This is a genomic window from Luteimonas campi (assembly GCF_051162505.1).
Taxonomy (GTDB): domain Bacteria; phylum Pseudomonadota; class Gammaproteobacteria; order Xanthomonadales; family Xanthomonadaceae; genus Luteimonas.
The window spans coordinates 560,044-581,081 of record NZ_JBNWEM010000001.1; the positions used below are offsets into that span (position 1 = coordinate 560,044).

At 69.6% G+C, this 21,038-nt stretch carries 13 protein-coding genes; 8 read left to right on the top strand and 5 right to left on the bottom strand.

The window, feature by feature from the left end:
• Positions 1 to 191 precede the first annotated feature (191 nt).
• The 7 genes from ACQYVW_RS02590 (at position 192) to pilH (ending at position 8,616) form a co-directional block, all read left to right on the top strand.
• The gene (locus tag ACQYVW_RS02590) at positions 192 to 3,023 is read left to right on the top strand and encodes a 2-oxoglutarate dehydrogenase E1 component (protein WP_434945948.1); all 2,832 of its coding nucleotides are present in this window, start codon (positions 192 to 194) and stop codon (positions 3,021 to 3,023) included.
• A gap of 37 nt (positions 3,024 to 3,060) precedes the next feature.
• A complete protein-coding gene (gene sucB, locus ACQYVW_RS02595) occupies positions 3,061 to 4,287 on the top strand; it encodes a dihydrolipoyllysine-residue succinyltransferase (protein WP_434945949.1) in 1,227 nt (408 codons plus the stop codon).
• A 111-nt stretch (positions 4,288 to 4,398) separates the two neighbouring features.
• On the top strand, positions 4,399 to 5,835 hold the full coding sequence (gene lpdA, locus ACQYVW_RS02600) for a dihydrolipoyl dehydrogenase (protein ID WP_434945950.1): 1,437 nt from the start codon (positions 4,399 to 4,401) through the stop codon (positions 5,833 to 5,835).
• 69 nt (positions 5,836 to 5,904) lie between these two features.
• Positions 5,905 to 6,297, top strand: coding sequence for a hypothetical protein (locus ACQYVW_RS02605; protein ID WP_434945951.1), 393 nt, complete (start codon positions 5,905 to 5,907; stop codon positions 6,295 to 6,297).
• Positions 6,298 to 6,299: 2 nt separating this feature from the next.
• On the top strand, positions 6,300 to 6,893 hold the full coding sequence (locus tag ACQYVW_RS02610) for an LOG family protein (protein ID WP_434945952.1): 594 nt from the start codon (positions 6,300 to 6,302) through the stop codon (positions 6,891 to 6,893).
• A 264-nt stretch (positions 6,894 to 7,157) separates the two neighbouring features.
• The gene (locus ACQYVW_RS02615; protein WP_434945953.1) at positions 7,158 to 8,153 is read left to right on the top strand and encodes a YhdH/YhfP family quinone oxidoreductase; all 996 of its coding nucleotides are present in this window, start codon (positions 7,158 to 7,160) and stop codon (positions 8,151 to 8,153) included.
• 61 nt (positions 8,154 to 8,214) lie between these two features.
• Positions 8,215 to 8,616 carry a twitching motility response regulator PilH gene (gene pilH, locus ACQYVW_RS02620; RefSeq protein ID WP_434935263.1) on the top strand — a complete coding sequence of 134 codons (402 nt, stop codon included), beginning with the start codon at positions 8,215 to 8,217 and terminating at the stop codon, positions 8,614 to 8,616.
• Between the two features lie 19 nt (positions 8,617 to 8,635).
• On the opposite strand, the gene ACQYVW_RS02625 is transcribed toward pilH, so the two are convergent.
• Positions 8,636 to 9,538: a DnaJ C-terminal domain-containing protein gene (locus ACQYVW_RS02625; protein WP_434935265.1), complete on the bottom strand. Its 903-nt coding sequence runs from the start codon at positions 9,536 to 9,538 to the stop codon at positions 8,636 to 8,638.
• A 61-nt stretch (positions 9,539 to 9,599) separates the two neighbouring features.
• Positions 9,600 to 10,058, bottom strand: coding sequence for an Hsp20/alpha crystallin family protein (locus tag ACQYVW_RS02630; RefSeq protein WP_434935267.1), 459 nt, complete (start codon positions 10,056 to 10,058; stop codon positions 9,600 to 9,602).
• 139 nt (positions 10,059 to 10,197) lie between these two features.
• Here ACQYVW_RS02630 and ACQYVW_RS02635 point away from each other — a divergent pair, with 139 nt between their 5' ends.
• On the top strand, positions 10,198 to 10,680 hold the full coding sequence (locus tag ACQYVW_RS02635; RefSeq protein ID WP_434945954.1) for a peroxiredoxin: 483 nt from the start codon (positions 10,198 to 10,200) through the stop codon (positions 10,678 to 10,680).
• 24 nt (positions 10,681 to 10,704) lie between these two features.
• On the opposite strand, the gene pbpC is transcribed toward ACQYVW_RS02635, so the two are convergent.
• From pbpC to gyrA, 3 genes are all read right to left on the bottom strand, one after another.
• A complete protein-coding gene (gene pbpC / locus ACQYVW_RS02640; RefSeq protein WP_434945955.1) occupies positions 10,705 to 13,122 on the bottom strand; it encodes a penicillin-binding protein 1C in 2,418 nt (805 codons plus the stop codon).
• A 94-nt stretch (positions 13,123 to 13,216) separates the two neighbouring features.
• Positions 13,217 to 18,118, bottom strand: coding sequence for an alpha-2-macroglobulin family protein (locus tag ACQYVW_RS02645; protein WP_434933885.1), 4,902 nt, complete (start codon positions 18,116 to 18,118; stop codon positions 13,217 to 13,219).
• A gap of 259 nt (positions 18,119 to 18,377) precedes the next feature.
• The gene (gene gyrA / locus ACQYVW_RS02650; protein ID WP_434933884.1) at positions 18,378 to 20,966 is read right to left on the bottom strand and encodes a DNA gyrase subunit A; all 2,589 of its coding nucleotides are present in this window, start codon (positions 20,964 to 20,966) and stop codon (positions 18,378 to 18,380) included.
• Positions 20,967 to 21,038: the final 72 nt, after the last annotated feature.

Here is a 21,038-nt window from a genome sequence, read left to right on the forward strand (position 1 = left end):
GAAAACGCGGCGAAACAGGCCTGCCGGAACTGTCCCCGACCCGAATGCAGGGGTTCTTCCACCCAAAGCATGATGCAACGCCACAAAGGCAGTGGCTATAATGGCGCGCTCTACATTCAGCCGATCCCGGAAGCTCAAAAATCTTTCCGGATCAGCCATTTGCCTTCCCAACAGAGTCCCAGACGCCCGACGTGGACAGTCTTCTCAAGCAGTTTGCGCAGTCCTCCCAGCTTGGCGCCAATGCCGCCTACATCGAGGATCTCTACGAGCAGTACCTCGTCTCTCCCGACAGCGTCGGGCCGAAGTGGAAGGCCTGGTTCGACGGCTTCCAGGGACGCGAGGCCGGCGATGTTCCACATTCCCCGGTCATGGCCGCGGTGGCCCAGGCGGGCCGCCTGGCGGCTCGGGGGATCGTCGCCGGCGGCTCGGGCACCAGCGATGAGCGCGAGCGCAACGTCGGCCGCCTGATCACCGCCTACCGCTCGCGTGGCCATCTCGGCGCGAAGCTCGACCCGCTGGCGCTGTCGCCGCCGATGAATCCGCCGGACCTGGGGCTGGACTTCCACAGCCTGTCCGAGCGCGACCTGGACGCGGAGTTCAGCACCGGCGGCGTCGCCGGCAAGCCGCGCATGAAGCTGCGCCACCTGCTGGACCGGCTCAAGGCGACCTACACCGGCCCGATCGGCGCCGAGTTCATGCACATCCCCGAGGTCGAGCAGCGCCAGTGGCTGTACCAGCGACTGGAAGCGGCGGGCGGCGACTACAACCTCAGCGCCGAGACCCGCAAGCGCGTGCTCGAGCGGCTCACCGCCGCCGAAGGCCTGGAGCGCTACCTTCACACCAAGTACGTCGGCCAGAAGCGGTTCTCGCTCGAGGGCGGCGACTCGCTGATCCCGCTGCTGGACACGGTGATCCGCCAGTCCGGCATGGAGAAGGTCAAGGACATCGTGATCGGCATGGCCCACCGCGGCCGCCTCAACGTGCTGGTCAACACGCTGGGCAAGAGCCCGCGCAAGCTGTTCGACGAATTCGAGGGCAAGTTCGAGCACAACGAACTGGCCCACGCCGGCGACGTGAAGTACCACATGGGCTTCTCCGCCGACATCGCCACGCCGGGCGCGCCGGTGCACCTGGCGCTGGCCTTCAACCCTTCGCACCTGGAGATCGTCGACCCGGTGGTCGCCGGCTCGGTGCGTTCGCGCCAGGAGCGCCGCCAGGACGAGGAGCGCCGCCAGGTGCTGCCGGTCCTGATCCACGGCGACGCGGCCTTCGCCGGCCAGGGCGTGGTGATGGAGCTGTTCCAGATGTCGCAGGCGCGCGGTTTCGCGGTCGGCGGCACGCTGCACGTGGTGGTCAACAACCAGGTCGGCTTCACCACCAGCAACAAGGAAGACGCACGCTCGACGCTGTACTGCACCGACGTGGCCAAGATGGTCGGCGCGCCCGTGTTCCACGTGAACGCGGACAACCCGGAGGCAGTGGTGTTCGTGGCCAAGCTGGCCTACGAGTTCCGCCAGCAGTTCCGCAAGGACGTGGTCATCGACCTGGTCTGCTATCGCCGCCACGGCCACAACGAGGCCGACGAGCCGGCGGCGACCCAGCCGCTGATGTACCAGACCATCCGCAAGCACCCGACCACGCGCGAGCTGTATGCCGCGCAGCTGGAGAAGGCCGGCGTGATCGAGGCGGCCGGTGCGAAGGCGCTGGTCGACAGCTATCGCGACAAGCTCGATGCCGGCGAGGTCACCACCGAGCTGGCGGGCTCCAAGCCCGAGGACTACGAGCTCACCATCGACTGGTCGCAGTACCTGTCGGGCACCCTGGCCGACGAGGTCGACACCCGGGTCCGGAAGGCGACGCTGGGCCACCTGGCGCAGGCGATCAATTCCATTCCCGATGGCGTCCAGCTGCATCCGCGCGTGGCCAAGATCTACGAGGACCGGCGCCGGATGAGCGCCGGCGAGATCCCGGGCGACTGGGGCTTCGCCGAGAACCTGGCCTATGCCACCCTGCTGGGCGAGGGCCACGGCCTGCGCCTGGTCGGGCAGGATGCCGGCCGCGGCACCTTCTTCCATCGCCACGCCATCCTCCACGACCAGAAGACCGACAGCTACTACATGCCGCTGCGGCAGCTGGTCGAGCGGCCCGAGCAGGCCACCGTGATCGACTCGCTGCTGAGCGAGGAAGCGGTGATGGCGTTCGAGTACGGCTTCTCCACCACCGACCCGAACACGCTCGACATCTGGGAAGGCCAGTTCGGCGACTTCGCCAACGGCGCGCAGGTGGTGATCGACCAGTTCATCGCCTCGGGCGAGGCCAAGTGGGGACGCATTTCCGGCCTGACCCTGCTGTTGCCGCACGGCTACGAGGGCCAGGGTCCGGAACACAGCTCGGCGCGCCTGGAGCGCTTCCTGCAGCTGTGCGCGCTGGACAACATGCTGGTCTGCGTGCCGACCACGCCCGCGCAGTGCTTCCACATGCTGCGCCGGCAGATGAAGATGGCCACGCGCAAGCCGCTGATCGTGATGAGCCCCAAGTCGCTGCTGCGCCACAAGCTGGCGGTCTCGACCCTGGACGAACTGGCCGACGGCCACTTCCAGCACCTGATCCCGGATGCCTCGGCCGACCCGAAGAAGGTCAAGCGCGTGGTGCTGTGTTCGGGCAAGGTCTATTACGACCTGCTGGAGGACGCGCAGAAGCGCGGCCAGGACGACGTCGCGCTGGTGCGCATCGAGCAGCTCTACCCGTTCCCGCGCGAACTGCTGGCCGCCGAACTGAAGAAGTACGGCAAGGCCAGCGACGTGGTCTGGTGCCAGGAAGAGCCGCAGAACCAGGGCGCGTGGTACCAGATCAAGCACCACCTGCAGGCCTGCCTGGACAAGGGCCAGGCCCTGAGCTACGCCGGCCGCAGCCGCTCGCCGTCGCCCGCGGTGGGTCACTTCGCCGACCACGTCGAGGAGCAGCTGCGGCTGGTCGCCGACGCACTGGTCAATCCGTCCGGCGACCAGATCGTCGCCGAATAACGCCGCCCCGAATCCAACGCATCAAGGACGCCATCCCATGGCCACCGAAGTCAAAGTCCCGGTCCTTCCCGAATCCGTGTCCGACGCCACCATCGCCGGCTGGCACAAGAAGGCCGGCGACGCCGTCCGCCGCGACGAGAACCTCGTCGACCTGGAGACCGACAAGGTCGTGCTCGAAGTGCCCTCGCCCGTCGATGGCGTGCTGAAAGAGATCAAGTTCGCCGAGGGCGACACGGTGACCAGCCAGCAACTGCTCGCGATCATCGAGGAGGGCGCCGCGCCTGCCGCCGACGCGGGCAACGACAGCAAGCCCGCCGCCGGCGCCGAGCAGGTGCAGGAAAAGAAGGGCGCGTCCAAGGCCGAAGCTGCCGCACCCGCCTCGACCCAGCCCGCCCCGGTGTCGTCCGGCAAGACCGGCGAGCTGCCGCCCGGCGCCCGCTTCACCGCCGAGAGCAAGGGCATCGACCCCGCGCAGGTGGAAGGCACGGGCCGCCGCGGCGCGGTGACCAAGGAAGACCTGCTCAACTACGCCAGCGGCAAGACCGCCGGCGTGTCCGGCGGTGCGCGTCCGGAAGAGCGCGTGCCGATGACCCGCATCCGCAAGCGCATCGCCGAGCGCCTGATGCAGTCGAAGGAATCGATCGCGATGCTGACCTCGTTCAACGAGGTCAATCTGGGCAAGGTCATGGCCCTGCGCAAGGAGCTGGGCGAGCAGTTCCAGAAGGACACCGGCGTCAAGCTCGGTTTCATGAGCTTCTTCGCAAAGGCCGCGGCCAATGCGTTGCAGCGCCACCCCGTCGTCAATGCCTCGGTCGATGGCGACGACATCGTGTACCACGGCTACGCCGACATCTCGGTGGCGATCTCCACCGATCGCGGCCTGGTCACGCCGGTGCTGCGCAACGTCGAGCGCATGTCGTTCGCCGACATCGAGAAGGGCATCGGCGACTACGCCAAGGCCGCGCGCGAGGGCGGGCTCAAGCTCGAGGACCTGCAGGGCGGCACCTTCACCATCACCAATGGCGGCACCTTCGGCTCGCTGCTGTCCACGCCGATCGTCAACCCGCCGCAGTCGGCGATCCTGGGCATGCATGCCATCAAGGAGCGCGCCATCGTCGAGAACGGCCAGGTCGTGGCCGCGCCGATGATGTACATCGCCCTGTCCTACGACCATCGCATCATCGACGGCAAGGACGCGGTGCTGTTCCTGGTGGACATCAAGAACCAGCTCGAGAATCCAGGACGCATGGTGCTCGGGCTGTAAGCCCGAACACGCATGCCGGGATTCGGGATTCGGGAATGGGGAGTCGGCAAAGCCGCCCTGCCTCTCCCAATCCCCAATCCCCAATCCCGAATCCCCTTGTGAGGGAATGAAATGACCGAACAATTCGACGTCGTCGTCATCGGTGCCGGCCCGGCCGGCTACCACGCCGCCATCCGCGCCGCGCAGCTGGGCATGAAGACGGCCTGCATCGACGCCGCGCTCGGCAAGGACGGCAAGCCCGCACTGGGCGGCACCTGCCTGCGCGTGGGCTGCATTCCGTCCAAGGCGCTGCTCGACTCCTCGCGCCAGTTCCACAACCTGCAGCACGTGTTCTCGCAGCACGGCATCAGCGCGAAGGATCCGAAGATCGACGTGGGCACGATGATCGGCCGCAAGGACGCCATCGTGAAGCAGTTCACCGGCGGCATCGCGCAACTGTTCAAGGCCAACAGGGTCACGCCCTATTACGGCTTCGCCACCCTGCACGCCGACCGCATGGTGAAGGTGAAGCAGCACGACAGCAGCGAGATCGAGCTGACCGGCACCAATGTGATCATCGCCGCGGGTTCCGATTCGATCGAGCTGCCGTTCGCGAAGTTCGACGGCGAAACCATCGTCGACAACGTCGGCGCGCTGGATTTCACCGAAGTGCCCAAGCGCCTGGCCGTGATCGGCGCCGGCGTGATAGGCCTGGAGCTCGGCAGCGTGTGGAAGCGCCTGGGCTCGGAGGTGGTGATCCTCGAGGCGCTGCCCGACTTCCTGGCCGCGGCCGACGCCGAGGTGTCCAAGGTCGCCGCGCGCGAGTTCAAGAAGCAGGGCCTGGACATCCGCCTGGGCGCCAAGGTGTCCAAGGCCGAAGTCACCGGCAAGGGCAAGAAGAAGGAAGTGCAGGTCACCTTCGCCGATTCGAAGGGCGAGGAAACCATCACCGTCGACAAGCTGCTGGTGGCCGTGGGCCGCAGGGCGGCGTCCAAGGGCCTGCTGGCCGAGGGCAGCGGCGTGAAGCTCAACGAGCGCGGCCAGATCGAAGTCGACGAACACTGCCATACCGGCGTCGACGGCGTCTGGGCGGTGGGCGACTGCGTGCGCGGCCCGATGCTGGCGCACAAGGGCTTCGAGGAAGGCATCGCGGTGGCGGAACTGATCGCGGGCCTGCCCGGCCACGTGAACTTCGACACCATCCCGTGGGTGATCTACACCGAGCCGGAGCTGGCCTGGGTCGGCAAGACCGAGCAGCAGCTCAAGGACGAAGGCATTCCGTACAAGGCCGGCAGCTTCCCGTTCGCGGCCAACGGCCGCGCGGTCGCGATGGTGGAGCCGGCGGGCTTCGTCAAGGTGCTGGCGCATGCGGAGACCGATCGCGTGCTGGGCATGCATCTGGTCGGCGCCAATGTCTCGGAGCTGGTGCACGAGGGCGTGCTGACGATGGAGTTCAAGGGATCGGCCGACGACCTCGCCCGCATCTGCCACGCCCATCCCAGCCTGTCCGAAGCCGTCCACGACGCGGCCATGGCGGTCGACAAGCGTGCGATCCACAAGGCCAACTGAGGCCGGGGTCGCGATCTCCGAAGGCCCGGGCTTGCCCGGGCCTTCGCCGTTGGGAGTTGGGAGACGCCCGTGCCGCGCTGGCTTCCGCTGTGCCTGTTCGCCGTCAACGGCATCGCGATGTCCGCATCGATGAACCCGCCGGCGGCCGGGGCGGAAGCAGCGGACGAAGAGTCCCTCGAGCTGCGCTGCGCGCGCATCCGCCCGGGCATGGGCTACCGCGACGCCCTGGCGCTGATGGGACGGCCGCCCGACAGCACGCTGTCCGGCCACACCGCGGCCGGCCCGGGTGGCGATCCTCCCGCCGGCAGCTACGCGATCGATTTCTGGAACGGGACCGACCTCCATGGCCGCAGCCGCGTTTGGCGCCTGCACGTCAGCGGCGGAACCGTCGAGTCGGTCGACTGCGATACCGCGCCGGGCCACAGCCCGCCCGCATCCTCCATTTCCACACCGGATACCTGATCATGCGCTCGATCTGCGTCTACTGCGGTTCCAATTCCGGCAGCAAGCCTGTCTATACCGAACGCGCCATGGCCCTTGGGGCCCGCATCGCACGCGATGGCCTGCAGCTGGTGTACGGCGGCGGCAATGTCGGCCTGATGGGCGTCGTGGCCGACGCCGTGCTGCAGGGCGGCGGCGAGGTGATCGGCGTGATCCCCGAACAGCTGGTCAACTGGGAAGTCGCACACAAGGGCGTGACCAAGCTGGAGGTGGTGGGTTCGATGCACGAGCGCAAGATGCGCATGTTCGACCTGGCCGACGGATTCGTGGCCCTGCCGGGCGGCTTCGGCACGCTCGACGAGATGTTCGAGATGCTGACCTGGCGCCAGCTCGGCATCGGCAGCAAGCCCTGCGCCTTCCTCGATGTGGACGACTTCTACCAGCCGCTGATCGGCATGATCGATCGCATGGTCGAGGAGCGCTTCCTGCACCAGGCCCAGCGCGCCGACCTGTGGCACGGGGACGATATCGACACGATGCTGGGGTGGATGCGCGACTATTCGCCGGCGAGTGCCAACAAGTGGCTGGACGAGAAGCACCGCAAGTCCCTGCGGTGAGTCCTTGGCGCGCGGCGGCGCGTTCGTCTTCGGGGCGCCCATGTCATGACCGGGCGCGGTTGGACGAGAAGCACCGCAAGTCCCTGCGGTAGGTCCAGGCAGCGCGTGGCGACGCGTTCATCATCGTGGCGCCCATGTGGCGACCGGGCGCAGCGTGGCTTGTCGCCGCATATCCTGTGACAATGCGGGACTACGGATCGATCGACCCGCCGCGCAGTCCTGGAGCTTGGCTTCCCGACCTGCGCTGCCCTCACAGGAAACCGCATGAGCATTGCCGCCGCTTTCGACGCCTTCCGCATCCACAGCGATGAGGCCGGCTACCGCAGCGGCATCGAGCAGGTCGCTCTCGACGACCTGTCTCCCGGCGAGATCGTGGTCAAGGTCGCGTTCTCGTCGGTCAACTACAAGGATGCGCTTGCGGGCACTGGCCAGGGCAAGATCCTGCGCCGCTTCCCGCTGGTCGGTGGCATCGACCTGGCCGGCCATGTGGTGGCGTCGACCGATCCCAAGTTCCGCGAGGGCGATCAGGTCCTGGTCACCGGGTCGGGACTGAGCGAGACGCGCGATGGCGGCTATTCGCAGTACGCGCGCATCGAAGCGAAATGGGCGGTGCCGATGCCGCTGGGCCTGTCGATGCGCGAGAGCATGGTGCTGGGCACCGCCGGATTCACCGCGGCGCTGGCGCTGCTGCGCATGCGCGACAACCGCCAGTCCCCTGAGCTCGGCCCGCTGGCGGTGACCGGTGCGACCGGTGGCGTCGGATCGCTGGCCGTGGATATCTTCAGCCGCGCCGGCTACACGGTCCACGCGATCAGCGGCAAGCCGGAGCATGCCGACTACCTGCGCGCCATCGGCGCCAGCGAAGTGCTCGGCCGCGAGACGTTGTCGACCGCCAGGCCGATGGAATCGGTGCGCTTCGGCGGCGGCCTCGACAACGTCGGCGGCACGATGCTGGCGAGCCTGCTCGCCCAGACGCGGCCCTACGGCAACGTCGCCAGCGCCGGCCTGGCCGCCAGCGCCGATCTCCCGGCCTCGGTGATGCCCTTCATCATCCGTGGCGTCTCGCTGCTGGGCGTGGCCTCGGCCGGCACGGTGCGCGGCATCCGCGACGAGGTCTGGCAACTGCTGGCCTCGGACTGGAAGCCACGCTACCTCGACCGGATCTGCACGCGCGAAACCACGCTGCAGGGCCTGCCGGAGGTATTCTCCGGCATGCTCGCGGGCGGTTCGGTCGGCAGGACCCTGGTCACATTCCCATAGCCAGGGCGGTTGGCAGGGCCGGTCCCGCCGCTACAATCGACCGTCAACAAGGGGAATCCGAATGGCGCGCATCCTGATCGTCGACGACTCGCCCTCGCAGCTGATGGGTATCCGCCGCATCGTCGAGAAGCTCGGGCACGAGGCGGTGACGGCCGAGGATGGCGCGGCTGGCGTGCGCGCCGCGAAGGAGCATCTGCCCGACCTGATCCTGATGGACGTGGTCATGCCCAACCTCAACGGATTCCAGGCCACGCGCACGATCAAGCGCGACGCCGCCACCGGCCACATCCCGGTGATCCTGGTGACCACGAAGGACCAGGAGACCGACCGCATCTGGGGCATCCGCCAGGGCGCGCAGGGCTATCTCACCAAGCCCTTCAGCGAATCGGAACTCACCGAAGCGATCCTCTCGACCATCGGCCACGGCAACGAACCGCCGCCGACAGCCGACAGCGCGGCCTGAGGCTGCGCCGACCGCAGGCTCAGCCGCGACGCCACTCGCCGCCGAAGGCGTCCCGCAGGCGTTCGTAAGCCTCGCGCTGCTCGGCCTCGCGCGGCGCGGGCGCCTGGATTTCCAGTTCCACCAGCTGGTCGCCGGCCGGCGCGCCGCCGCTGCCGGGCAGGCCGCGTCCGCGCAGGCGCAGTTTGCGTCCGGCTTCCGAACCGGCCGGGATCTTCAGCTCCACCCGTCCGCCCAGGGTCGGCACGCTGACCGTCGCGCCCAGGGCCGCTTCCCACGGCGCCACCTGCAGCACGTGAATGATGTTGCGACCGTCGACTTCGAACTGCGGATGGGCCGCGTACTCGATTTCCAGCAGCAGGTTGCCGCCCTGGCTACCCTGTCGCGCCAGCCGGATCACCTGCCCGGGCCGCACGCCAGGCGGCACGCGGACATCGAACGAACGGCCGTCCACGCCGATCCGCACGCTGTCCCCGCGATAGACGTTCTCCAGCGAAACCGCGAGCCGCGCGCGCGTATCGCCCATGCCCGGCGCACCGGCACCGCGCGCCCGCGGACCGCCACCGTTGCCCTGGCGCCGGAACAGGCTCTCGAAGAAGTCGCTGAAGCCGCCGCCGGCACCACCGCCTGCGAACACGTCATCGAAATCGAAACCGGCCGGACCACCGGATCCGAAGCCTGCCGGCGGCACTTCGTCGCCGGGGCGGTATCCGCCGGCGCGCAACTGGTCGTAGGCCTTGCGCCGCGCGGGGTCGCGCAGCGCCTCGTAGGCCTCGTTGACGGCCTTGAACTTGTCCTCCGCGCCCGCTTCCTTGCTGACGTCGGGATGGTACTTGCGCGCCAGCCGGCGATACGCAGACTTGATCTCCGCCTCGCCCGCATTGGGCTCCACGCCCAGGACGCTGTAGTAATCCTTGAACTGCATGCTCGCTCCACGACGACGGCCCGCGTACGGGCCGTCGCAGTTTACCGGTGCGTGGAACGGATCAGTGCGCGGTCGACGCGCCCACCTGGATGCGGCGCGGCGTGGTCTCGGCACGCTTGGGGATCACGATCTCCAGCACGCCGTTGCGGCCGTCGGCCGTCACACCCTCCGGATCGGCGCTGTCGGGCAGCGCGAAGCGGCGATGGAAGCTGCCGTAGCGGCGTTCGACGCGGGAGAAACGCTCCGTCTCGGTGGTCGATTCGCTCTTGCGCTCGCCCTTGATCGAGAGGATGCCCTTGTCCATCTGCACCTCGATGTCCTGCGGGTCGATCCCCGGCAGGTCGGCGTAGATCACGAAGCGGCCCGCCTCTTCCTTGATGTCCACGCGCGGCACCCACTGCGCGGTGACCACGGCCGAGGCGTCGGTGTCCTGCTCGCCGAAGAAGCGGTCGAACACCTGCTTGATTTCATCATGCAGCGCCAGCTCCGAGGGGCGCTGGCGGTAACGGACGATGCTCATGTCTGGCTCCTGGATGTGTGCGGCGGCGCCAGGGCCGCCATGCCCGGGATGTGGGAACGCGGCCGCGGCTTTCAAGCCCCCGGCCCCGCCGCGGCGTGCGAGGATAGGCGGGCATTCCTCCCTCCGTACAGGCTTCTCCATGACCATCCAGATCGGCGACCGCATCCCGGAAGTGGTGCTCAAGTACATCGACGACGGCGTGCAGGCGATCGACACGCCCACGCTGTTCGAGGGCAGCAAGGTGGTGCTGTTCGCCGTGCCCGGCGCCTTCACCCCGACCTGCTCCGAACGCCACCTGCCCGGCTACGTCGAGCATTTCGACCGCTTCCAGGAACGCGGGATCCATGTGGCCTGCGTGGCGGTCAACGACCCGTTCGTGATGCAGGCCTGGGGCGAGCAGTTGCACGTGCCCAAGGGGCTGCGCATGCTCTCGGACGGCAACGCCGACCTGGCCCGGGCCCTCGGGCTGGAGATGGATGCCAGCGGCTACGGCATGGGCGTGCGCAGCAAGCGCTTCGCCCTGTACGCGGAGGACGGCGTCGTGAAGCAGTTGTTCGTCGAGGCGCCGGGCGAGTTCCGGGTATCGAGCGCGGAGCACATGCTGGAGCAGTTGCCGGCGTAAGCGGCGACCTCCGCACCCTTCCCGTCACGGGAGGATGCGGAACTCCACCGTGGCCCAGGCGCCGCTGTCGGCCAGCGCGGTGAGGCGGTGGCGTCCGCTGCCAGCGAACCCGTATTGCAGCGCACTGCCGCGGGTGGTGGCGATCCAGCGCCCGTCCAGCAACCACTGGACGGGTCCGTCCGCCCCCAGTGCACGCAACGAGACCCGGATATCGCCGCGGCTGCCGGGCGGACGGGCCAGGGCGGCGCCGTCGGCCAGGCCTTCGATCCGGAGCTCGGCCTGGTCGCGGCCGTCGTCGACGCAGTCGGGCGAGAGCGGCGGCGGCCGCGACGCGCGCCGCACAGCGGCCGTCAGCCAGGGCGAGGCCAGCGCCGGCCAGCGCGCCACCGACATCGCCCTGCGCGCGTGCGGACGGGCGCAATCGGCCGACAGGCGCAGCCCCGTCTGCGCATCGACGTCGAAGCGTTCCAGGCCCGCGCCCCACAGCCGCGCATCGCGTTCGGCGAAGGTCGGCGGGATCGCGCCGTCGAGGATCCAGGCCTCGAACCGGCGCTGGCACAGCGCCCCGTCCTGTACGTCGGCCGCCGTCCCCAGCGGCCAGCAAACCTCTTGCCGGGCGACCTGGGGCGGCATGGGTGGGGCGACCGCATCGCCGCGCGCGCGCGGCAGGCTGTCCACCACTTCGAACAGCAGGGGCAGCGCGGTGAGCGCACCGTACTGGCCGGGCAGCGGCGTACCGTCCGGCCGTCCGACCCACACGCCGACGGTATGACTGCCGGTTCCGCCGATCGCCCAGGCATCGCGGAACCCGTAGCTGGTGCCGGTCTTCCACGACACGCGCGGGCGCCGCGTGGCGTCGAACATGCCCTCGCCCTCGCCCGGGCGCGGATTGGACTGCAGGATTTCCCCCACGATCCAGGCCGCGCCCGGCGACAGCAGGCGCCGTTCGATCATGGGGTCGTCTGGCGTATAGCGCACGCGGCCGGCGATGCCGCCGCGGTGCAGCGCGGCGTGCGCACCCACGAGATCCTCCAGCCGTGCGCCGGTCCCGCCCAGGATCAGCGACAGGTTGGGCGAGGCGCCGCGCGGGAAGCGCAGGGCGATGCCCGCGTTGTCGAGCCGCGCCGCGAACCGCGCCGGACCGACGCGGTCGAGCAGGTCCACCGCCGGCACGTTGAGCGACAGCCGCAGCGCAGTCGCCGCGCCGACCGGGCCGTTGAACGCCGCGTCGAAGTTGCCCGGCCGATAGCCGCCGAACGATTGCGGCGCATCGACCAGCAGGCTTTCCGAATGGATCAGGCCATCGTCCAGGGCCATGCCGTAGAGGAAGGGCTTGAGCGTCGAGCCCGGCGAACGCCAGGCACGCACCATGTCCACGTGGCCCAGCCGGCTGCGGTCGAGCAGGTCCAGCGAGCCGACGTAGGCGCGCGCCTCGAGGCTGGCGTTGTCGATCACCAGCAGCGCGGCCGACGTGCGCTCGGGCAGGCCGGAAAAATACGCGGCCACGCGCTCCTCCAGCGTGCGTTGCAGGTTGGCGTCGATCGTGGACACGATTCGCGACCGGGTCGGATGCGCCGCGCGCAGGCGCTGCGCCAGCAGCGCCGCCGACATCGGCGGACGCAGGCCGCGCGCGACCACCGCCTCCATCCGCGCATCGTCGGCCACGGCACGCGACCATGCGCCCAGCCGCACCATGCGCTCGAGCACCTTGTCGCGCGCGCGACGGGCGGGTTCGGGATGACGATCCGGGCGCAGCCGGCTGGGCGCCTGCGGCAGCACCGCGAGCAGCGCCGCCTCGGCGTGCGACAGGCGCGCGGACGGCTTGCCGAGATAGGCCCAGCTGGCCGCTTCCACGCCCTCGATGGTGCCGCCGAAGGGCGCACGCTCCAGATAGAGCGCGAGGATCTCGTCCTTGGACAGATGCGCTTCGAGCTGCAGCGCGCGCAGCATCTGCACCAGCTTGCCGGGCAGCGTGCGCGTGGACGGTCCCGCGTCGCGCTCGAGGATGCGCGCCACCTGCATGGTCAGGGTCGAGCCGCCGGAAACGATGCGTCCGCCGCCAGCCCACTGCCCTGCCGCGCGCAGCAGGGCCAGGGGATTGATCCCGGGATGCCAGCGGAACCAGCGGTCCTCGTACTGCAGCAGCGCCTGCAGGTACAGCGGCGAGACGCTCTGCGGCGTGGCCGGGTGGCGCCAGACACCATCGGCATCGGCGAAGGCGCGCAGCGGCGTGCCGTCGGCCGACACCACCAGCGTGCTGCTATCGCGACGCTGCGGCAGCTTGGGCGGGAAGGCGAGATCCAGCGCCAGCAGCGCCAGCAGCAGCGCAACCGTGCCCCAACGCAGCCACGGCAGCAGGCGCCGCCGCCAGGACACTGGCCCGTCCGTGCTGCCCGGTGGATGGTGCCGTCGCTGCAATCGCACGTCGGTCTCGCCTGGCATGGGGTCGTGTCGCCTGGCGGCCCGACGGCGGCCCTTCCCCGTCCGGGAAGGGCCGGGCATCAGCCCCGGGCAGTCGCGCCGCCGGACGCAGCGCTCACGGCTGCACCACCGTGATCGATGCCGGCAGCGCGCGACCCACGCCGCGGACCTCGGGACGGTACATGTCCTCCACCAGTGGCGGCGGCACGGTATAGCTGCCCGGCGTGACGGCGCGGACCAGATAGAACACGCGCGCGGTGTCGCCGCGGCGCAGGTCGAGCGCGGCCACGTAGCGGTCGTCGCGGAACTCTTCATGGCGCAGCGTCGCCGCATTGGCGCGATCGCTGATGGCGATGCCGTTGACCACCACGTCGGCCCACTGCCTGGCATCGCCGAGATTGAAGTTCTCGATTTCCAGGCCCGCCGGCAGCAGGTCGGTGACCAGCGCGTCGCGCATGTCCAGGTCCGGCGTCACCGACAGCGCCACGATCAGCGCCTCGCCCTCCTTCAGCGGTGCCGGCGTCCAGGGCTTGCCCTCGGTGGTGTACAGCGCGCGCTGGATGCGCACACGGCCCTCGTCCATCGCCGGCGCATCCACCGGCACGCCGGCCACGTCGATGGACACGAACAGCGGAGGCTCGCCCACCGGGTCGAAGCGCACGCCCTTGGCCAGGGTGGCCGCGTCGTAGCTGCGGCCGACGATGCGCGCGGGCGCGACCGGCTGCTCCACGCCGCCTTCGGCAAGCGTGCCGGAGACCTGCTTGCCCTGGGCCGAAGCCAGCGACTTGCCCAGCCGCGCCAGCGCGATCTGCTCCTGCGTGCTCAGGTACAGGCGGCCGCCGCCGCGGCGCGCATCGAGGTCCCGGCCGATGTCGATCGCCTTCGCATCCCAGGCCGCGCGGACCATGCCGCGTTCGTGGGTGAGCGCGATCATCAACGCCCGGTCGCGCAGCTCGCTGCCGTAGTCCCACAGGTGGCGCGGACGCGTCGCAGGCCGGTCGAAGGCCTCGGCCACCGCCTTCTCGCCGCGCGCCTTGTCGCCCTGCAGGCTCAGCGCCAGGCCCAGATGGGCCAGCGACAGCGCGGTCAGGGACTTGCCGCGGTCGTTGTCGTACATCGCACGCAGGGTCCCCAGCGGCGCACGGTTCACCCGCGCCAGCACGTAGCCGGCGTGCGCCTGGTAGGCGAAGCGCAGGTGCTCGCGATGGTCCTGGCCGTAGAACTGCTCGCCGCCGGACAGCAGGTCTTCGCCAAGGCGCTCAAGCGCCTTCTGCAGCACCTGCTCGGGCACGTTGAATCCCGACTCGCGCGCATCCAGGAGGAACTCGACGATGTACGGCGTCAGCGCCGGATTGACGTAGCCGTCGCTGCCCCACATCGAGAAGTGGCCGGAGCGGACCTGCATCGAGGCCAGCCGTCCGAACGCGCCCTCCACGTACTGGCGCCGCCTGGCGGCATCCACGTCGCGAAGACCCAGCATCTCCGCGGTGGCCTGGTCCAGCTGCAGGGCCGCGTAGCCCTTGCTGGTGGTCTGCTCGGCGCAGCCGTAGGGATAGTCGAGCGCACCGCGGATGGCGCTGGCGAAGGGAATCGGCGGCAAGGCGCTGACGGTGAACTGGGCGCGCACCGAACCGGCCATCAGCCCCTGGCCGACGGCGCCGTCCAGCGTCACCGGCGCAGCCGACTGCAGCACCTCGGTGCGCGAACGCAGCACCGCCGGCCAGGCCGGCCGTACCGGCAGGTCGTAGCGGCGATCGACGCGCGCGCCATTGCCGTCCACGCGCACCCGCACCCTGGCCACCTCGTAGCCGGTGCGTGCGGCCAGCGGGAAGGTCAGCGTGGTCTTGCCGTCGGCGGCCAGCTCCACGGTGCGGGCGCCCTCGCCCACCTCCAGCGGGCCGATCCCTTCCAGGCGCACGTCGAAACGGCCGGCCCGACCGGTGAAGTTGGTCAAGTCCAGGGTGACGGTGGCGCGGTCGCCCGGCGCCAGCACGCGCGGCATGCTGGCCTCGGCCACTACCGGGGCACGCGCCACGGTTTCCACCGCACGGCTGCCGTAGCCGTCCGCGGAGTACACGAGCGCCGAGACGCGCAGCGCGCCGTTGAAGTCCGGCACCGGCAGGGTGACCCGCGCATTGCCGCTGGCGTCGAGCTTCACCGGGCCGCTGAACAGGTCGACGGTCTGCACGCGCGCAGTGGGCCGGCGCGCCTGCGGCATGGCCGCCAGCGGCATGTCGCCGCCGAAGCGCATGCGCGCGGTGCCGCCCTCGAAACTCTCGATCACGCGCCCGTACACATCCCAGGCATCCACGCCCAGCCGGCGCTGGGCGAAAAAGTGCGCGCGCGCGTCCGGCACCGGATAGCGGGTGATGTTGAGGATGCCCACGTCCACGGCCGACACCGTGGCATAGGCCTCCCTGCCCGCCAGCTGCGGCGCGCTCAGCACCACCTGCACGGGACCTTCCGGGCGAATCTGGGCGGGCACCTTCAGGCCGAGCGCGACACGCCGGTCGCGCCGGTCCATCGGCACGTGCGCCACGCCCACGGCGCGCGCGGGGGTTACCTTGCTCGCGGCGCTGCCGCCGCGGAACACCAGTGCGGTCACATACACGTCGTGGCGTTCCCAGTCCTCGGTGACCGGGATCTCGAAGCTGCTGCCGGCCCTGGCCTCGATCTCCTGCACGTAGAGCATGCGGTCGCTCTCGACCATCAACAGGCCCTTGCCAGGATGCGGCGGCGTCACCGTCACCTTCATCCGGTCGCCGGCGCGATAGGCGGTGCGGTCGAGCGCCAGCTTGACCTTGTCGGGGCGCGCGTCGAGTCCGCGATTGCCGTCGCTCCAGCTCCAGCCGGCGCGGAACGGATAGCGGGTGACCAGCCGGGTTTCCGGATCGAGCACGTCGATGCGGTACTCGCCCCACTCCACCGCAAAGTCCACGCGGGTCGCGGCCGCGGTGTCGATGCTGCGCGTCTCCACGTTCTCGTAGCGGCTGGTGTACTCATACTCCCAGCCGCCATCCTCGTCGAAGCGCCAGTGGTAGTCGCGGTGCTCGCGCACCAGGGTCACCTGCAGGCCCTTGGCCGCGCGCGGCTTGCCGTCGCTGCCCACGCGGATCAGTTCGAAGCCGGGATTGCTGTTGGCGTCCGCGCCTTCGGCGTCGTCGAACAGCGGGCGCACGCCGACCAGCGCCTGCGCCGGCCACAGCACCCGGCGCAGCGTGCGGTTCACGCTGCGTCCGCCGGTCTCGAACAGGCTGCCCGAGACCACCGCCGCGATCGGCGTGGTCGGCCTGGCTTCCTCTGGCAGCGCGATGTCCTGCTGCAGCCTGCCCTGCCCGTCCAGGGAGGCGTCGACGACGTCCTTCGCCTCCCTGGGCAACTGCACGGTCGGATCGCCGAAGAACCAGCCCGGCATGCCTTCCAGCGGATGCTGCTCGACCGCGACCGCCAGCCTGGCGGTGAAGCGGTTGCCCGCGGCCGGCGCCCCATACAGATAGGCGCCGGTGGCCTGCAGCTTCAGCGGCTGGCCCGGACGCAGGATGGCGTCGGCCGCATCCAGGTCCAGCTTCATGCGCTCGGGCAGAAACTCCTCGATGCGCAGCGCCATGCCCTGCACGGCCTCGCGGCTGGACGGATCGGTACGGAACTCCACCTGCCAGCGGCCGGTGGGCGCGTCGGCCGGCACGTTCTTCTCGAAGCTGTAGTAACCCAGCGCGCCGGGCCGCAGCCGGGTCTCGAAGAACGGCTTGCCGTCCGGCTGCTTGAGCCGAACGAACAGCGTCTGCGCCTTGCCGTCCTTCGCGGCCACCGGCCGGCCGTCGTTGTCGCGCAGCAGCGCCGAGACGCGGACCGTCTCGCCCGGACGATAGAGGTCGCGCCCGGACCAGGCGAACACGTCGAACCAGCTCGCCTCGCGCCCGGACACGGCGAATTCGGACAGGTCCAGCGCCGGCTGGTTGAAGGGCAGCATCGCCACATCGCTGCCGCGGCTGGCCACCAGCACGTGTCCGGCATCGAGCGTGTAGTCGAGCAGGGCGTTGCCATTGGCGTCGGTGCCGGCGCGGTAGACCGTCTCGCCGCGCGCGTCGAGCACGCGCAGTTCGGCGCTGCCGATCGCAGCCCCGTCGCGCAGCGAAGCGGCGTGCACGAACAGCCTGTCCTTGTACGCACGCGCGTGCAGGCCCATGTCGCTGACGGTGAAGTAGGCGGTCTCGAACTCGTCCTGGAACGAGCCGGCGCGCTTCATCACCGCGAAATACAGGCCCGGCTGCTGCAGCTCGGCGATGTCCTGCAGCGGCAGGTAGGTCAGCACGCGCTCGTTGCGCTCGCCGCCCAGCACGAAGCGGTTGACGTAGACCGGCTCGGCCAGCTGCGACATCGGCGTGCGGTCGTTCCAGCGGTTGTCGAGTTCCCAGCTGCCTCGGCGCCCGCCGCGCTGGTATTCGGCGAAGAACTTCGGCAGCGACGCCTCCCGCACGCGCAGGAATTCCACGTCCACCTCGGCGACGTTGACCGACACCACCGGCAGGCCGCGCGACTCCTTCGCCGGCAGCACGCTGCCCTGCGAGGCGAACCCGACCACCGGGTCGAGTTCGCCGGTGTATACCTTCTCCTCGAGCGCGAGCGGAAGCCGGCTGCCGTCGGCCGCGGTCAGGTCGGTGGAGATGCGCAGGGTGTAGTGCTGGTCGGCCTTGACGTGCGGGTAACGCAACACCGTGCCGGCCTCATCGAGCGTCCAGCTGCTGGGTTCGGCCACGGGCTCGGCGAAGGTGATCAGCCTGTCGAAGTCCTGCGTGCCGACCAGCGGCTGCGAGAACTCCAGCGCGATCGACAGCCCCTCGCCAGTCTGGTCGGGCCAGGCGCGCACCAGCGCGAAACCCTCGACCTGCTCGCGCTCGGCCTGGATCGCCTCGCCGCTCAGCGCGGGCAGTTGCCCGGTTTCGTTGCGCTTGCAGCCCACCAGCGCCAGCAACAGGAGCCCCACCACGGCTACGCCGCGCGCGGCCTCGCCCAACATCCGCCGTCCCACGCCTGCCATCGCTGTCAGCCCTTCCCCGACTTGCCGCCAGTATAGACAGCGTGAATCCGGCTGCGCCGGCGCGGAACAGCAGTTCCTTGGGGACGGCACCGCGCGACGTCACCCCGGGCTGCGGTCCGGATAGAGGCGATCGCCTGCCTGCCCCGCCGCCTCGGCCATGTGCCGCCCGCGCCCGCGTCGCCCCAAAGAAGAAGCCCGCCTTGCGGCGGGCCGCTTCCTGCAGGAACGGGCGGCGCCGTCAGGCCTCGGGACGGGCCTCGACGTCGCCTGCCACCGGCGAGGCAAGCTCATCCTGCTCGCCCAGGGAGGCATCCACGCGTTCGATCGCCTGCAGCGTCTCGCCCTCGCCCAGGCGGATCAGGGTCACGCCCTGGGTGTTGCGACCGACCTGCGAGATCTCCGATGCGCGCGTCCGCACCAGGGTGCCGCCGTCGGAGATCAGCAGCACTTCGTGCTGGTCCGACAGCTGGATCGCGCCGACCAGCTTGCCGTTGCGGGCCGTGGTCTGCAGTGCGATCACGCCCTGCGTGCCGCGTCCCTTCTTCGGGTATTCCTCCAGCGAGGTGCGCTTGCCGTAGCCGCGCTCGCTGGCGGTCAGGATGTCGCCGTCGCCATCGACCACCACCAGGCTGCACACGCACTCGCCATCGGCCAGGCGGATGCCGCGCACGCCGGTGGCCGTGCGGCCCATGGCGCGCACCGAACCCTCGTCGAAGCGCACCGCCTTGCCGTTGCTGGCGAACAGCATCACGTCGCGGCTGCCATCGGTCAGCTCGGCATTGACCAGCGCATCGCCCTCGTCGAGGTTGATGGCGATCTTGCCCCGCGCCAGGCGGAAGGCGAACTCGGTCAGCGGGGTTTTCTTGACCGTCCCGTTGCGGGTGGCGAAAAACACGAACTTGTCGGCCTCGTACCCGCGCACCGGCACCACCGCCTGCACCTTCTCGCCCTCTTCCAGCGCGATCCAGTTGATGATCGGGCGGCCGCGCGCGTTCGGGCCGGCGTCGGGCAGCTGGTGCACCGGCAGCCAGAACACGCGGCCGGCACTGGTGAAGGTCAGCAGGGTGTCGTGGGTGTTGACCAGCCACAGCTGGTCGATGAAATCCTCGTCCTTGGTCGCCGCGGCGTTGCGGCCACGGCCGCCGCGCTTCTGCGCGCGATAGGCGGTCACCGGCTGGCGCTTGGCGTAGCCGGCGTGCGAGAGCGTGACCACCACGTCTTCCGGCGCGATCAGGTCGAGGATGTCGAGGTCCTCCTCGCTGGCGCGGATCTCGCTGCGGCGCTCGTCGCCGAATTCTTCCTTGACGTTGCGCAGCTCGGTGCGGATCACCTCGAGCAGCACTTCCGGATCCTCGAGGATCTCGATCAGGCCGCGGATGGTGTCCAGCAGCAGGCGGTATTCCTCGGTCAGCTTCTCCTGCTCCAGCCCGGTCAGGCGGTGCAGGCGCATCTCCAGGATCTGCTGCGCCTGGGTATCGGTCAGCTGGTAACCGTCGGCCAGCAGACCCACGCCCGCGGGCAGGTCCTCGGGACGCGAGGCCTCGGCGCCGGCGGCTTCCAGCAGCGCTCCGACCAGGCCCGGCTGCCACAGGCGCGCGAGCATGCGCTCCTTGGCGACCGCCGGGTTCTCCGAGGTCTTGATCAGCTCGATCATCTCGTCGATGTTGGCGAGCGCGACCGTCAGGCCCTCGAGGATGTGGGCGCGCGCGCGCGCCTTGCGCAGCTCGAAGATCGTCCGGCGGGTGACCACCTCGCGTCGGTGGCGAACGAAGGCCTCGAGGATTTCCTTGAGGTTGAGCAGCTGCGGGCGGCCGGCGACGATGGCCACCATGTTGATGCCGAACACCGACTCGAGCTGGGTCTGGGCGTAGAGGTTGTTGAGCACCACCTCGGCCGAGTCGCCGCGCTTGATCTCGATGTAGATGCGCATGCCGTCCTTGTCGGACTCGTCGCGCAGCTCGCTGATGCCCTCGAGCTTCTTGTCCTTCACCAGCTCGGCGATCTTCTCGATCAGCCGCGCCTTGTTCACCTGGTAGGGAATCTCGGTGACGATGATCGACTCGCGGCCGTTGTCGGCCACCTCCACCTCGCACTTGGCGCGGATGCGCACCCGGCCGCGGCCGGTGCGATAGGCGAGGTGGATGCCGCCCACGCCGTTGATGATGCCGCCGGTGGGGAAATCGGGGCCCGGGATGTATTCCATCAGGCCGTCGATGTCGATCTCGGGGTTGTCGATCAGCGCGATCAGCGCGTCCACCACCTCGACCAGGTTGTGCGGCGGGATGTTGGTCGCCATGCCCACCGCGATGCCGGCCGAACCATTGACCAGCAGGTTCGGGAAGCGCGTCGGCATCACCGACGGCTCGAGCTCCTTCTCGTCGTAGTTGGGCTGGAAGTCGACGGTTTCCTTGTCGATGTCCGCCATCAGCTCGTGGGTGATGCGCGCCATGCGCGCCTCGGTGTATCGCATCGCCGCGGCGGAGTCGCCGTCGACCGAACCGAAGTTGCCCTGCCCGTCGACCAGCATGTAGCGCAGCGAGAACGGCTGCGCCATGCGCACCAGGGTGTCGTACACCGACTGGTCGCCGTGCGGATGGTACTTACCGATCACGTCACCGACGATACGCGCCGACTTGTAGTAGGGCTTGTTGCTGTGCGCGCCGAGCTCGTTCATCGCGTGCAGCACGCGCCGGTGCACCGGCTTCAGGCCATCGCGGACATCCGGCAGCGCGCGCCCCACGATCACGCTCATGGCGTAATCGAGGTAGCTGCGCCGCATTTCGTCTTCGAGGTTGACCGGGATGATTTCCTGCGCGAGATCGGTCATCGAGTTGCTTGCGTCCTGTGTATGCCGGGCTTCCCCGCGGCTGCCGGCAGCCGCCCGGAAAAACGTGGCGGC

Excerpts from the sequence above, each read along its gene's own strand:
- sucB (WP_434945949.1), top strand. The coding sequence starts at position 3,061 with ATGGCCACCGAAGTCAAAGTCCCGGTCCTTCCCGAATCCGTGTCCGAC.
- lpdA (WP_434945950.1), top strand. The coding sequence starts at position 4,399 with ATGACCGAACAATTCGACGTCGTCGTCATCGGTGCCGGCCCGGCCGGC.
- ACQYVW_RS02615 (WP_434945953.1), top strand. The coding sequence starts at position 7,158 with ATGAGCATTGCCGCCGCTTTCGACGCCTTCCGCATCCACAGCGATGAG.
- ACQYVW_RS02630 (WP_434935267.1), bottom strand. The coding sequence starts at position 10,058 with ATGAGCATCGTCCGTTACCGCCAGCGCCCCTCGGAGCTGGCGCTGCAT.
- pbpC (WP_434945955.1), bottom strand. The coding sequence starts at position 13,122 with ATGCCAGGCGAGACCGACGTGCGATTGCAGCGACGGCACCATCCACCG.
- ACQYVW_RS02635 (WP_434945954.1), top strand. The coding sequence starts at position 10,198 with ATGACCATCCAGATCGGCGACCGCATCCCGGAAGTGGTGCTCAAGTAC.
- ACQYVW_RS02645 (WP_434933885.1), bottom strand. The coding sequence starts at position 18,118 with ATGTTGGGCGAGGCCGCGCGCGGCGTAGCCGTGGTGGGGCTCCTGTTG.
- ACQYVW_RS02625 (WP_434935265.1), bottom strand. The coding sequence starts at position 9,538 with ATGCAGTTCAAGGATTACTACAGCGTCCTGGGCGTGGAGCCCAATGCG.
- gyrA (WP_434933884.1), bottom strand. The coding sequence starts at position 20,966 with ATGACCGATCTCGCGCAGGAAATCATCCCGGTCAACCTCGAAGACGAA.
- ACQYVW_RS02610 (WP_434945952.1), top strand. The coding sequence starts at position 6,300 with ATGCGCTCGATCTGCGTCTACTGCGGTTCCAATTCCGGCAGCAAGCCT.
- pilH (WP_434935263.1), top strand. The coding sequence starts at position 8,215 with ATGGCGCGCATCCTGATCGTCGACGACTCGCCCTCGCAGCTGATGGGT.